Here is a 13,662-nt window from a genome sequence, read left to right on the forward strand (position 1 = left end):
TCATGGATCAGACGGTTGAAGATGCGCGCGCTCGGCAGAAGCGAACGGCCAAGGACAAGGACGCCGGCAGAAATGCCGGCGCCCCGCCGGACGGTTTCGCTTCCAATGATGCCAAGGTCATCGGTTCCCGGCCGCCCTCGCGCCCCGGCGGGCGGTTCAGACGTGTTAGCGCCGTCACCATGGCGCTCGCGGTCCTTTGCGTCGTATGGCTGGGCAACCGCTATCTGGTCTCGCACGCCGTCGACCAATTCACCGTGAAACCTGTCGACCTGACTATCGAATTGACCGGCCCCGGCACGCTGGACGCGACGCGCATAAGCGCGGTCAGCTCCCGACTGCAGGGGGTGATCGCGACGATGCGGGTCGATCGCAACGACCAGGTCAGCCAGGGGGATGTCATTGCCGAGATCGTCACCGACGATCTGAAGAGTGAGCTTGGCGCATCGCTGGCCTCGGTCGACGCCGCCCGCAAGGCCGTCGATCTGGCCAACGCCGACCGTGAGCACGCCGAAGCGGTACTCGCCAATGCCCAGCAGAATTTCGATCGCAAGAAAAGGCTACTCGAAAAAACCATCGCAAGCCAGGAATCCTATGATACCGCGGTGGCCACGCTCCGGCAGGCCGAAGCCGATCTCAAGCGGTCACGGGCGGCGATAGAGCAGGCCAAGGCTCAGGAAACCTCGGCCGCCGCGACTGCGGAGGCCCAGGGGGTTAAACTCGCTGAAGGAACCATTCGCGCACCCTTCGACGGCGTTGTCGTCTCACGCGATCACTATGTCGGCGACACGATCACACCCGGCGCCGAGATTGTCCGGCTCGTTGATCCGGCTTCGGTCATCCTGTCGGCGCGCTTCGACGAGAGCGCGATTTACCGCCTTTCGCCAGACCAAAAGGCCGTCATCCGGTTCAACGGCGCCGGCAAGGGACATTCGGTGACGGCGACCGTGCTGCGCGTCAGCCGGCAAGTCGACACCGAAACGCGCGAATTTTCCGTCGATATGCACCCTGGAACACTGCCGCCAAACTGGGCCTTGGGTCAGCGTGCGATGACGACGATCGAAGTCGGCACCAGGAAAGGTGTCCTTGCCGTGCCGGTCGGCGCGATCGAAAGGCGACAGGGAAAATCGGGCGTCTGGATCATCGAGAGCGGTCGGGCCTACTGGATCGTGGTGACGCTCGGAGACACCGGCGGGCCGTTCGTGGAGGTCGTGCATGGACTTCAACCGGACGATGTCATTCTGAGCGAGCCGCGCGATGCCTATTACGGCATGAAGATAGCCGAAGGTGGAACAAGGCGATGAATCTTGCCTTCAAGGACGTCAAATACAATTTCCTGCGCTTTCTGCTCACGACGGCAGGCGTCGGCTTCCTGATCATGGCCTCGACCGGAATGGTCGGTCTTTACCGGGGTATCGTCGGAGATGCGCTTCTCGTGGTGGATAAGATCGGCGCGGATCTCTGGGTGGTCCAAGGGGGCCGGGCCGGGCCCTTCTCCGAAAGCTCTGCCGTTTCAGCAAACATGGACCGGCGCGTCGAGGGTATCGCCGGCGTATCTGTGGTCCGGCGCTTTGTTCAGATCAGTCAGCAATTCAGCTTCGAAGGACGTGATTTGCGCGCCTCCATCACCGGCCTCGATTTTCCAAAGGATCGAGGAGAGTGGGTTGAGCTGCAGCGAGGACGGTATCTGACTGCCGGGCACTTCGAGGCGATCGCCGACGAAAGTATCGGGCTCTCGCTGGAGGACCGGGTGCGCCTGGGTCAGGATGACTACCTGATCGTCGGTCTGACGCGCGGCATGGTCGACGCCAGCGGCGATGGACTGATGTTCGTTACCGTCAACGACGCGATGGCGATCGCAAAGCGGCGCACCAGCGAAGAGGTCTTGCTGGCGCGCAACGCGGCGGGCAGGACGGGAGCTGCGGATGCCTCCGAAAGTTCCGTGCCGCAGGACAGCAAGATCGCCGCCGTTCTCGTCAGCCTCGACAAGGGGGCGAACGAGGATCGGGTCCGAGCCGATGTCCTTGCATGGGGCGATGCCAACATCCTGTCGCGTGCGGACCAGCGGGACCTTTTGCTGAACCAGCGCCTCTGGCGCCTCAGACTGCAGATTCTGGCTTTTACCGGCGTCCTGCTGGTGGTGATGGCGATCGTCATCTCCCTCATCATCTATATGCTGACGATGGAAAAGCTTCATCAGATCGCCATGCTGAAGCTCATCGGTGCGCGAAACAGCGTCATCGTCGCGATGATCGCCCAGCAGTCCTTCCTGATCGGCGCTGGTGCGCTTGTTCTCGGATTGGCGATGTCGAAACTGGTTTTCCCGTTCTTTCCGCGAAGGGTTGTCATCGATCCATGGGATTTCGCGGGTCTTGCGCTCGCCGTAGGAGCCGTTTGCGCCTTTGCGAGCCTGCTCGGGATCTGGAGGGCGCTGAAAGTCAGGGCGCAGGAGGTGCTGTCGTGACGGCCGAGCCGATCCTGTCGGTGCGCGATGCCACCCGGCATTACCGCAGCGGCGACAGCATCGTCAAGGCGCTCGACGGGGTCTCGCTGGATATCAATGCCGGCGAGCTGGTTGCGATCCTCGGACCGAGCGGATCGGGAAAAAGCACGCTGCTTCTGATCGCCGGCCTGCTGGAGCCGCCAACCGAAGGCGAGGTGAGAATTCGCGGCGCCCTCGTTTCGAAGGCAGGAGAAGAGCTCGACAGGCTGCGCGACTTCCGACGACGTAATATCGGTTTCGTGTTTCAAAAGGCCAACCTCATTCCCTTCCTGACGGCTTCGGAAAATGTGGCGCTGGCAATGGAAATCGATGACGTGCCTGCCCGCGATGCCCGCCGCCACGCCGAGCGGCTGCTGGCAGGGCTCGGTCTCGGACATCGCATCGGCAATCGCCCATCGCGGCTTTCCGGCGGCGAACAGCAACGCGTGGCGATTGCCCGCGCTCTCGCCAACGATCCCACCCTCATCCTGGCGGACGAGCCGACCGCAGCGCTCGACGGTGTTCGCGGGCGTCAGGTGATCGAACTCTTCCGTCAGATTGCCGACACGAGGGGAGCCGGGATCGTGGTTGTGACACATGATCCCCGGTCGCTCGATCTCTTTGACCGGACGATCGAGCTGACCGATGGTCGCGTCGTCGGCGAACGAGCGGGGCCGGACCGCCTGCAGGTTCTCTGAGTCCGGCCATGCAACAAAAAGCTACAAATTTCTACGTCCGCGAGATGGGCGAGCGATGTTCGGGGCCTAGCCTCGCGGTTGGAAGGCTCCGCAGTCGCGGTCCATCATCCCACATTCTCCAAGTAAGTCGCTGATTTCGCTGTCGTAATCGTGATATTTCGCATATAAATCATGGCGTTGACGGCTGCGAGGGGCGCGTTTCATGGATCACCTGGAGGGTGCGGGCTTGGCGCGGGGAGATCGGGTTGATTTCGACCGCCGTGTGCGTCTGGAGTTCCGTGGTGCGCAGATCAGTTCAGACGGTGGCCTGCTGGTGATGCGCGAGCTTGATGACGTGCTCGGCCTGTCCAATCTGGCGTCGGAGGCGCTGCGAGACAGCCGCACCGGGAAGAACACGCTCCATCGGCTTGACGGATTGTTCCGGCAATCGGTGTTCGGACGACTGGCCGGATACGAGGATGTGAACGATGCCGACCGCTTGGCCCTCGATCCCGTGATGCGTCAGGTCGTTGGCGGCAGGGCCGTCGAGGCGCAAGCTGCTTCGGCATCGCAGATGGGACGGTTCGAGACCGAGACGCTGGCTCTGGCCGCGAACCGGGCGGCGCTGGCCGATCTGAACGGCCAATGGATCGACCGGTTTCATGACCGCAACGGGTTGAAATACATCGTGCTGGACATGGACAGCTCGGTCAGCCCCACCCACGGCGATCAGGAAGGTGCTGCCTGGAACGGGCATTTCGACTGCACCTGCTATCACCCCATCTTCTTGTTCAACCAGTTTGGCATGCTGGAGCGCTGCGCCCTGCGTAACGGCAATGTCCACAGCGCCGATGGCTGGCGGGATGTCCTTGATCCCGTCATTGCCCGATATGCTGGCCGCGACCTTGGTGGACGCTTCTTCCGGGCCGACGCTGCCTACGCGATCCCCGCGATCTATATGCGGCTGGAAGAAGCCAGGTTCTTCTACGCCATCCGTCTGCCCGCCAACGCCGTCTTGCGCGAGAAGATCGCGCATCGGCTGACACGGCCCGTGGGACGGCCTTCGCTGACCAAGGTCAAACGGTTCTTCGAGGACTTCGAGTATCAGGCGGCGTCCTGGGACAAGCCGCGCCGCGTCATCGCCAAGATCGAATGGCATCCGGGCGAGCTGTTCCCCAAAGTCGGCTTCATCGTCACCAACCTGCCGATGGAGCCAGACTGGGTGGTGAGGTTCTACAACCAGCGCGGCACCGCAGAGCAGCACATCAAGGAAGGCAAATATGCCTTTCGCTGGACGCGGCTGTCATGCCGGAAGTTCCGGCACAACGAGGTGCGGCTGCAACTGCACGCGCTGGCCTACAACCTGGCAACCTTCCTGCGCTGCATCGAACTGCCCGAGGCCATGGCGGACTGGTCGTTGACCAGCCTGCAACTCAAGCTGATCAAGATCGGCGCCCGCGTCGTCCGCCACGCCCGCGCCATTACCTTCCAGTTGGCCGAGGTCGCCGTCACCGGCCCGATGGTGCGGGCCGTCCTTGCCGCCATCCGCCGTCTTCGAACGCCTCCGTCATGCGCATGACCACGATCCATGCCCAAGCTGAACGAAAGCGGCAGGACAGGTCCGTCTGCCGCGCGGAAAAGCGGCTCTGCCGGGCCAGAATGCTGCGGGTTCGAGGCTTGATCCACCCGACTTCGGCCGTTTGCGCGACGACAGACACCGCTCGGGGCGAAAAACGCTTGCCCAGCGAGCAAAATCAGGCGATCTTGAAGTCAAGCGGCAGGCCACTTGGGGAATGTCGGATCATAAGGGATAGGGATATGATCAAGAGATTATGCATCGCGATCGTCATGGTATTTGCCATGGCATCCATGGCTGCGGCGGCGACCGTTGCAGTTGCCACCGGCAACGTCAATCTAAGGGCCGGACCCTCGACGGGATATCCTGTCGTTGTCGTCGTTCCGGTCGGCGCACGCATCGTCACCCATGGCTGTCTGCCGGGCTACACCTGGTGCGATATCGGTTTCGGCAGCTACCGGGGCTGGGTGTCGGCACGCTATGTTCAGGTGGTCTACAATGGTGCCCCGGTCGTCCTGTCGCCGGCCGTTGCCGCAAGTGTCGGGGTCGCCGTTGTTGCCTTCAACAAGGCCTATTGGGACAACCACTACGCCAGCTATCCCTGGTACTATCGCGGCCCCGCCTATTACGGCCAGGCGGCTCGCAGCTGCGGACCAAACGGCTGCTCCGGCACGGTAACAGGCCCCTATGGCGGCACCGCCTCCGGAGCCCGTGGATGCGGTCCCCGCGGCTGTGCTGGCGCTGGCACAATCATCGGCCCCAATGGGGGTAGTGTCCAGGGCGCCCGTAGATGCGGTCCCTATGGTTGTGTCGGCGGCTATCGCGCCGTCGGTCCGAATGGCGGCACGCGAAGCGGCGCAGGGCATTTCCGTTGGTAAAGGAGACTGCCCATGTCGTCTCACCGCGTGCGATGGACGCTGCTTTTATTGACGTTGTTTCTGGCTGGTGCTGGTCCGTTTGAACTGGCACTTGCCGGAATGGACGGCAGCGAATTCGAGGAAGAGCCGTTGGAATTTTTTTGCATCACGCCGGATGGCGGTCGGGGAGAGGTATGCGTGAGTCTCTATCTTGACGAGGATGGATACCAGGTCTGCCTTTCCGGCGAGGCTGCCGAAACGGAACGCTGCGTGAGCTACTATAGTCAACCGGACTATCCGGGCGATGACTACGATTCTCTAGCGACCTCAACCGTCCGCCTGATCGATTGCTAACCCTCGGTACGGTTCTTATTCGTAAGCGCTGTTGTCAGGCCACGGCCCTGAACTCGGGAGCCTGAATGTAGGCCCAGGGGAGGAGATCGTCGATCTGGCTGTTGGGGTGGCCGTTGACGATCCTGGTGAGCACGTCGGCGAGGTAGCCGAGCGGCTCGACGCCGTTGAGCTTGCAGGTTTCGATCAGCGAAGCGACGACGGCCCAGTGCTCGGCGCCGCCATCCGATCCAGCGAAGAGTGCATTCTTGCGGTTCAGCGCGATCGGGCGGATCGAGCGTTCGACGGTGTTGCTGTCGATCTCGATGCGACCGTCGTCGAGGAAGCGCGAGAGGCCATCCCGGCGCGAGAGCGTGTAGCGGATCGCCTCGGCGAGCTTTGTCTTCTGGCTGATCAGCTCGAGCTTCTCGCGCAGCCAGGGTACGAGATCGGCGACGATCGGGAGGCTCTTTTCCTGGCGCACGGCACGACGCTGCTCCGCCGATCGTCCACGAATGTCATCTTCGATTCTGTAGAGCTCCGCGATCCGCCGGAGCGCCTCGCTGGCGATCGGCGCGGGACCGGCTGCGGCAAGTTCGTAGAAGCGGCGGCGCACATGTGCCCAGCAGAAGGCGAGCGTGGCACCGCTCTTGTCGGCGAGCACGCGATAGCCACCATAGCCGTCGACCTGCAGGATGCCAGTAAAGCCCGCCAGATGAGTGATCGGACGTTCGGCCTTTCGGTCCGGCGCATAGACATAGGCGACGCCCGGCGGGTCGGCTCCTTGCCACGGCCGATCATCGCGGGCATAGGCCCAGAGTTGCCCGGTCCTGGTCTTGCCACGGCCGGGATCGAGCACCGGCGCCGTCGTCTCGTCGGCGAACAGTTTTGGCGAAGCCTTCAACTTCGCCAGCAGTCGCTCGTGCACCGGACGCAGGTGCCAGGCGGCGCGGCCGACCCAGTCGGCGAGCGTCGAGCGGTCGAGATTGATGCCCTGCCGGGCGTAGATCTGCGCCTGGCGATAGAGCGGCAGGTGATCGGCGTATTTGGAGACCAGCACCTGGGCGACGGTCGCATCGGTCGGCAGGCCGCCTTCGATCAGCCGGCCGGGAGCCGGAGCCTGAACGACCACATCGTCGCAGGCGCGGCAGGCGTATTTGGGCCGGCGCACCACGATCACGCGCAGCTGCGCCGGAACGATGTCGAGCCGCTCGCTCACATCCTCGCCGATCCGGTGCAGGCCATTGCGACAGCACGGACAGACGTGATTGTCGATGTCGACGATCGTTTCGATGCGAGGCAGATGCGCCGGCAGCGCGCCACGGTTGGCTCGCCGCTTTGTGGCGCGCTCATTGCGTTCGCGCGGGTCGACACGTTCGGCCTCTTCCTCGCCGGCGGCCTCGATCTGCTCGGCCTCTTCGAGGCCCAGCAGCAACTGGTCTTCCGGCAGCGTCTCGGCGCGCCGGCCGAAGCGGTGACGCTGCAGTTCCCTGATGATCTGGATCAGCCGCGCATTCTCGACGTCGCGCGCCAGGACCATCGCCTTCAGCGCATCCGGATCGTCGGGAAGCTGGTCCGCCGTCATCGCCATGAGCGGATCAGACCATATTCGCCGGCACCGGGCGACCGTGGAATCCGGGCTGATTCACTTGGTCGCGGATCAACCCGCCTGCGCCGGAACGCGCGTCGGGCGGGCTTCATGGACCCGTCGCCAGTCGAGACCTTCGAGCAGCGCCGACAGCTGCGCGGCGGTCAGCCGCATGATCCCGTCCTGCACCTTCGGCCAGCGGAACTCGCCATCCTCCAGCCGCTTGTACCTCATCTGAGAATGCAGCCCCGACCAGCGCAGGTCAGCAGTTAGTGCGGGTCATGCACCCGTTTCATCCCCTTTTTGGACAACAGCTTCCTTGCGTCGGCGAGCGAGCTAACTCGCAGGGCAAACGTTTGCTGTTGCAGACCGAGGATGCCACCGTTTGGTCCGTTCCCCCGCAATGGACTGACCTTATGAGCCCAGATCCTGAAGTTGTCATGGGTAACGGACGGTCGCTCTTGCGGGTCGCCGACTTAATGGAATTGGCCGCCCTGGTAGAGCGCCTTTCCAGAACACGATGATGGGCAGAGCTGTAAAGATAAATATGCCGCATCTGTAAAGCTGATTATGCCGCATGGGTCTTATTTTCGTGGAATTTATCCCGCAATTACAGGGCTTATCTAATGCTAAATCATGAGGGTTGCCTTGACGAGGCAGTAAAATGCGTCATAATTAGCATTACGATAACGCCGCTTCATGTCCTCGGAGCCATCGATGTCTGCGAAGTACGACAGCAAGCGCACAAAGACGGATGTCCTCATCGAAGAGGGCACGTTCAATCCCACCCCCGAGAAGGTGCGCGATCCAAAGTTCCGGGGCAGCGAGTTCTTCGATCCGCACGACGCCGTGCAGGTCAAATACGAGATGCTGCGGCGCGTCTCCATCGACAAGGTGTCGGTGACGGAGGCCTCCGACGAGTACGGTGTTTCCAGGCCGACCTACTACCAGGCCAAGGTGAACTTCGATATGGCCGGGATTGCCGGACTAGTGCCGACAAAGCCGGGGCCCCGCGGTCCCCACAAGATCGACGACAAGGTCGTGGCATTTCTGCGGGCGCAGCTCGCTCCAGGAGAACCCGTTCGCGCCCGGGAACTTGCCAAGCTGCTCCGCCAGGAACTCGATATCGAGCTTCATCCCAGATCGATCGAGCGGGTTCTAAAAAAAAGCGGCAGGTAAACCTTGCCGCGACGGCGGCATGCCCGATCCTACCGTCGACCATCGCGTCCCAGTACGAGGTCTTGCGCAAGGCTGCTCTCGGCGCAGCGCTGCCACTTATGGCCCGTAGTGGCCTGATGCTCTTTTTGCGCCGGGGCATGTGGGGATGGGCTCAGACGCTGACCGCAACAGCAAGCACCCCGCGAGAGCAGAATTACCCATCGTCAATTGCTTGGCCGCTGCACCGCGGACACAGCGCCGTCGTTCACGTCCTTGCGACAATCGCCATGAGCATCAACGATCGGAGATCACGATGAATGTACATCTCAAAGTCCAGCCTCATCACCTCGAACGCAGCGCCTACCTCTACATCCGCCAATCTTCGATGCGGCAAGTCATCGACAATACCGAGAGCGCCATGCGGCAATATGCGCTTCGCGGGCGCGCTATCGCCCTTGGTTGGCGCGAGGAGCAGATTATCGTCATCGATAGCGATCAAGGTGAATCCGGCGCATCGGCGGTCTGGCGTGAGGGATTTCAGCGGCTGGTCAGCGATGTCGGCATGGGACATGCCGGGATCGTCATGGGCCTGGAGGTCTCCCGTCTGGCGCGCAACAATGCCGACTGGCAGCGTCTACTCGAGATCTGCGCCCTTGCTGACACCCTGATCCTCGACGAGGACGGTGTCTATGACCCGGCAAGTTTCAACGACCGGCTCCTGCTCGGCTTGAAGGGAACAATGAGTGAGGCCGAACTGCATGTGATCAAGGCGCGGCTGCGCGGCGGCATCCTCAATAAGGCCCGGCGTGGCGAGTTCCGTTGCCCGCTGCCAACCGGGCTGGTCTATGACCACTCCGGCAATGTAACGCTTGATCCGGACATGCAAGTCAGAGAGACGATCGCCCATTTCTTCGAGACGTTCTCTCGCGTCGGATCCGCCTCCCAGACCGTCAAGGCCTTTCGGCAGGAAGGCATTCTCTTTCCCTCTCGCTTGCACGACAGCCAGACGGTTTTCCGGCCACTGACGCCTTCGACGGCGATGCGCGTGCTGCACAATCCACGTTACGCCGGAGCCTATGCCTATGGCCGCCGTCGCTATCGACGAACCATCGATGGCAAAAAGCTCGTGCGCAAACAAGGTAGTGACGATTGGACAGCATGCATTCCAGATGCCCATCCCGGCTACATCAGTTGGGAGCAACATCAGGAGAACCTGAGGATTCTGAAGTCGAACATCTGCCATAAATGGAACGCGGCGGTCGCATCACCTCCGCGGGAAGGCCCGGCGCTGCTGCAGGGGCGCGCCGTGTGTGGGCAATGCGGCAGGCATTTTCACATGCGCTACGCTGCCCGACGCGGTCGGCAGGAAGCCTGGTACGTTTGTGATCGCGCCCGTACCAATCGCGGTGAACCCCTCTGCCAGGCGATCGCTGCACCTCCTGTTGACGAAGCCATCGGCATGCTGATCGCCGAGCAGATGACGCCGGCAGCCATCGAACTGGCGATTGAAGTCCGCAAAGAGATCGAAGCGCGACATGAAGAGGCGGACCGGCTGCGCTGTCGCGCAATCGAGCGCGCGCAAACGGAAGCCGATCTCGCCCAGCGCCGTTTCATGCTCGTCGATCCCAATAACCGCCTCGTCGCCGACACGCTCGAAGGCGAATGGAACGAGAAGCTCCGCATCTTGGCTAATGCCCGCGAAGAGCGCGAGCGCGGCTGGGAGCACGATCAATTCATCCTCGATAAGGCCGTCTACGAGCGGTTGGTCGCAATGACGGCGGACTTCAAAAAACTCTGGACCAACCCAGAGACCCCGAACCGCGAACGAAAGCGCTTGCTTGCCCACATCATTGAGGACGTCACCCTCCTCAAACTACCGAAGAGAGGCACAACCAAGGCTCATATTCGCTTCAAAGGCGGCAAAACCCAGACACTCGTCACCATCAGCCCAAAATCGCCCAGCCAGCAGGTCAAGACGAACCCCGACATCATTGCACTGATCGATAAGCTCCTCGACGATCATATTTTTTCCGAGATCGCCGACATTCTCAACAATCAGGGATACCGTCCGGGCTCGGTGACGCGCCGTGACCAGCGCAACGCCCGCTTCACAACCAAACGCGTCACCTATCTTGTTCGCGAATACAAGCTGAGATCACGCTATGACCGGCTCCGGGATCGTGGGATGTTGACAAAGAAGGAGGCGGCTGCACACCTCAATATCCATGAGCATACCCTCGCCAGATGGGCTGAACATGGCCTCGTCACCAGCCATGCCTACAACGGACACTACTACCTGTACGAGCTTCCGAAGACAGATTTACCGCAAAAGCAATCCAGTCGATGGAACCAGCTCGTCGATCGCCTCGCCGCTCATAAGGAAAATGCCAGCCAAGCCAAAACCTTCAACTGAGTGCGAAAGAGAGATGCAGTATGAATGCAGATCGTTCGCATAGAGGCAGACGCCGGTGCCGTCCCAGAAGATCAGCTTGATCCGGTCCGTGCGCTTGGCACGGAAGACATAGACCGCACCGCTGAACGGATCGGCGCCCATCGTCTCGCGCACCAGCGCGGCCAGCCCCTCCGCGCCTTTGCGGAAGTCCACCGGCTTTGTCGCCACCATGACCTTGACGGCGCCAGTCGGCCCGATCACGACGTTGCCTTCAACGCACGGATCACCGTCGCAACCGTCCTGGCGTCGGCGCCACGGCCGACCCGCATCGCAACGCCGTCGATCTCCAGCTCGATCACGCCGGCGTCTGGCGCGGCCTTCCGCTTCCGCGTCGATCTCGCGCGCTTCCCCGACGGTTCAGGCTCCGGCGCCGCAATCACCGCCGGAACAAACAATGGCTCCGGTGCCGGCGCTCCCGCCAATGGCTGACGCGCGGCCCGACGCCAGGCGAACAACTGCTGCGGGGACAATGCATATCGCCGGGCCACTGCGCTCACGGTCTCGCCGGCATCGTAGCTTTCCGCCACGATCCGAGCCTTCTCCTCCGGCAACCATTCGCGCCTCCGGCCGGAACCCGTGAAAACCTCGAACCGCCGCGCGGGCTCAGGATCGCTGGATTTAAGCGTAAACTCTGAAATCGTCATGTGTCGAAGCCCTCAAAGGCTCCGAACATCGTCGCTCACGACCACGCGCGAAAGGTGCCGCCGGAACAGCGCTTACGCTCAAACCACTTTCAGGCGTCATTTTGTAGGGCTATAGCGTAAGCGTAGTGATCATCACTATCGGTCGCGGCCCGCCATTTGATCCAGCAATCTATTGTTTTCGCTGAATAATTTGACAGCCTGTCCGTACCGCCCCACTGTTTACCCCACATTCAAGTTGCATGTAGGCACACACCGTTGGACGCTGCCCGACCTTTGAGACGATCACCGGCAGGCTAGCCGTGCACGTGGTGAGTCGAATCCGTAGAAGCCTCGTCTGCCCCTCTCATGCCCACGCCAGTCTCTATGCCGGCCACGCTTCCACGCCCCCTGCCTACCCCACCCGCCCCGTGAAGGAGGACGACGCAACCAGACCCCAAGGGGGTGATATGTCTATCCTCCATCACGCCGACGGTGATCTGCTCCCGAAAAACTGGATCGTTCTGAACTGGAGTTTTCCGCGGTAGTCCCTTGGCCGGGAGGAGCGGAGAACGATGAAGGCATCGAAGTTTTCGGACGCCCAGAAGGCATTCATTTTGAAGCAGGGAGCCGACGGGATCCCGGTCGCCGAGATATGCCGGCGGGCCGGGATCAGCCAAGCGACCTACTTCAACTGGAAGAAGAGGCATGACGGCCTGCTGCCGACGGAGATGAAGCGGCTGAAGCAGCTCGAGGACGAGAATGGCAAGCTTCGCAAGCTCGTCGCGGACCTGTCGCTCGACAAGGAGATGCTCCAGGACGTCATCCACTGACAAACTGTAAGGCTTGGTCGCAAGCGCGAGCTGGTGGCAGAGGCGTGTAAGGAATGGGGTGTTTCGATCCGGCGAGCCTGCCGGGTCCTGGAGTTCGACACCTCGACCTTCCATTACAAGTCCCGTCGCCCCGACCAGGCCGGCTTGGCAGCTCGGATCAAAGACATCTGCATGACGCGTGTCCGTTATGGGTATCGGCGCGTTCACGTGCTGCTCCGGCGCGAGGGCTGGGCCGGCAACATCAAGCGAACCTACCGGGTTTACAGGGATCTTGGCTTACAGCTGCGGAATAAGACGCCGAAGCGTCGGGTAAAGGCGAAGCTGCGGGCGGATCGACAAACGGCCATCGGCCCGAACGACGTGTGGGCCATGGACTTCGTCCACGATCAGCTCGCGACAGGTCAAAAGATCCGGGTGTTCACGATCGTGGATACGTTCACCCGCTACGTGCCTGTGCTCGATCCTCGGTTCAGCTATCGGGCCGAGGACGTCGTGCGGACGCTCGAGCAGATTTGCCCGGTCATCGGCTATCCAAAAACCATCCGCGTCGATCAGGGCACCGAGTTCGTATCTCGCGATCTCGACCTGTGGGCCTACACAAGAGGCGTGACGCTGGACTTCTCCCGACCGGGCAAGCCCACCGACAATGCGTACATCGAAGCCTTCAACGGACGCTTCCGAGCGGAATGCCTCAACCAGCATTGGTTCCTGACGCTTGCCGACGCGGCGGAAAAGTTGGAGGGTTGGCGCAGATACTACAACGAGGAGCGCCCGCACGGGGCGATCGGGAACAAGGTCCCGATCTCGTTCATCAATCCCGACGGCGCCACCGGCCCGCCGTCATGAGAAGCCGGAAAACTCCAGCTTCCGGCGGTCCAAGCTTCGGGAGCGGATCATCGTTGGGCGGACTCTAGCCATCCGTGGCTGGAATACAGGGGGTCACGTCACCCGAGACGCATGCGTTCTAACAGAACCTGCTGGTGCAGCAAACTTCAGAAGCGATACAATGGCTCGTTACAAAGCCAACGTGCACCTGCTACATTCGAAGGAGCGCCTCGCGAACGGAGAGCATGCTAAGTCTGGATGACCCGG

13 protein-coding genes and 1 pseudogene are annotated in these 13,662 nt (G+C 61.8%); 10 read left to right on the forward strand and 4 right to left on the reverse strand.

From position 1 onward, the window contains the following. Positions 1-2 precede the first annotated feature (2 nt). From O5O54_RS10175 to O5O54_RS10200, 6 genes are all read left to right on the forward strand, one after another. Positions 3-1,301, forward strand: a complete 1,299-nt coding sequence (locus O5O54_RS10175; protein ID WP_050742837.1) for an efflux RND transporter periplasmic adaptor subunit — start codon at positions 3-5, stop codon at positions 1,299-1,301. Continuing rightward, positions 1,298-2,461, forward strand: a complete 1,164-nt coding sequence (locus tag O5O54_RS10180) for an ABC transporter permease (protein WP_050742836.1) — start codon at positions 1,298-1,300, stop codon at positions 2,459-2,461. Before O5O54_RS10175 ends, O5O54_RS10180 begins: the two co-directional genes overlap by 4 nt. Then, positions 2,458-3,177: an ABC transporter ATP-binding protein gene (locus O5O54_RS10185; protein WP_050742835.1), complete on the forward strand. Its 720-nt coding sequence runs from the start codon at positions 2,458-2,460 to the stop codon at positions 3,175-3,177. The genes O5O54_RS10180 and O5O54_RS10185 overlap by 4 nt, the downstream gene beginning before the upstream one ends. 202 nt (positions 3,178-3,379) lie before the next feature. Beyond that, the gene (locus tag O5O54_RS10190; protein WP_012112698.1) at positions 3,380-4,735 is read left to right on the forward strand and encodes an IS1380-like element ISPme1 family transposase; all 1,356 of its coding nucleotides are present in this window, start codon (positions 3,380-3,382) and stop codon (positions 4,733-4,735) included. Between the two features lie 239 nt (positions 4,736-4,974). Continuing rightward, positions 4,975-5,610, forward strand: a complete 636-nt coding sequence (locus O5O54_RS10195; RefSeq protein ID WP_078706666.1) for an SH3 domain-containing protein — start codon at positions 4,975-4,977, stop codon at positions 5,608-5,610. 12 nt (positions 5,611-5,622) lie between these two features. Continuing rightward, positions 5,623-5,943, forward strand: a complete 321-nt coding sequence (locus O5O54_RS10200; RefSeq protein WP_279481336.1) for a hypothetical protein — start codon at positions 5,623-5,625, stop codon at positions 5,941-5,943. A 34-nt stretch (positions 5,944-5,977) separates the two neighbouring features. On the opposite strand, the gene tnpC is transcribed toward O5O54_RS10200, so the two are convergent. Together tnpC and tnpB (O5O54_RS10210) are read right to left on the reverse strand one after the other, a co-directional pair. Beyond that, positions 5,978-7,510, reverse strand: a complete 1,533-nt coding sequence (gene tnpC, locus O5O54_RS10205; RefSeq protein ID WP_050742833.1) for an IS66 family transposase — start codon at positions 7,508-7,510, stop codon at positions 5,978-5,980. A gap of 69 nt (positions 7,511-7,579) precedes the next feature. Next, positions 7,580-7,768, reverse strand: coding sequence for a transposase (gene tnpB, locus O5O54_RS10210; RefSeq protein WP_256364416.1), 189 nt, complete (start codon positions 7,766-7,768; stop codon positions 7,580-7,582). A gap of 20 nt (positions 7,769-7,788) precedes the next feature. Between tnpB (O5O54_RS10210) and O5O54_RS22430 the strand changes: the two genes are divergently transcribed. The 3 genes from O5O54_RS22430 to O5O54_RS10220 all read left to right on the forward strand — a co-directional run bounded on the left by O5O54_RS22430 (position 7,789) and on the right by O5O54_RS10220 (position 11,078). Then, the gene (locus tag O5O54_RS22430; protein ID WP_164056374.1) at positions 7,789-8,031 is read left to right on the forward strand and encodes a DUF5372 family protein; all 243 of its coding nucleotides are present in this window, start codon (positions 7,789-7,791) and stop codon (positions 8,029-8,031) included. Between the two features lie 193 nt (positions 8,032-8,224). Further along, on the forward strand, positions 8,225-8,686 hold the full coding sequence (locus tag O5O54_RS10215; protein WP_050747112.1) for a helix-turn-helix domain-containing protein: 462 nt from the start codon (positions 8,225-8,227) through the stop codon (positions 8,684-8,686). A gap of 292 nt (positions 8,687-8,978) precedes the next feature. Continuing rightward, positions 8,979-11,078, forward strand: a complete 2,100-nt coding sequence (locus O5O54_RS10220; protein WP_050747113.1) for a recombinase family protein — start codon at positions 8,979-8,981, stop codon at positions 11,076-11,078. Here O5O54_RS10220 and tnpB (O5O54_RS10225) read toward each other — a convergent pair. Beyond that, on the reverse strand, positions 10,986-11,288 hold the full coding sequence (gene tnpB / locus O5O54_RS10225) for an IS66 family insertion sequence element accessory protein TnpB (protein WP_279481382.1): 303 nt from the start codon (positions 11,286-11,288) through the stop codon (positions 10,986-10,988). The genes O5O54_RS10220 and tnpB (O5O54_RS10225) overlap by 93 nt on opposite strands. A gap of 26 nt (positions 11,289-11,314) precedes the next feature. After that, complete coding sequence (tnpA, locus tag O5O54_RS10230) at positions 11,315-11,761, reverse strand: IS66-like element accessory protein TnpA (protein WP_050746558.1); 447 nt, start codon at positions 11,759-11,761, stop codon at positions 11,315-11,317. Between the two features lie 551 nt (positions 11,762-12,312). On the opposite strand from tnpA, the pseudogene O5O54_RS10235 reads away from it, so the two are divergent. Continuing rightward, positions 12,313-13,416: pseudogene (locus tag O5O54_RS10235) on the forward strand (IS3 family transposase). Positions 13,417-13,662 lie beyond the last annotated feature (246 nt).

It is taken from the genome of Aureimonas sp. SK2 (genome assembly GCF_029813115.1).
Taxonomy (GTDB): domain Bacteria; phylum Pseudomonadota; class Alphaproteobacteria; order Rhizobiales; family Rhizobiaceae; genus Aureimonas.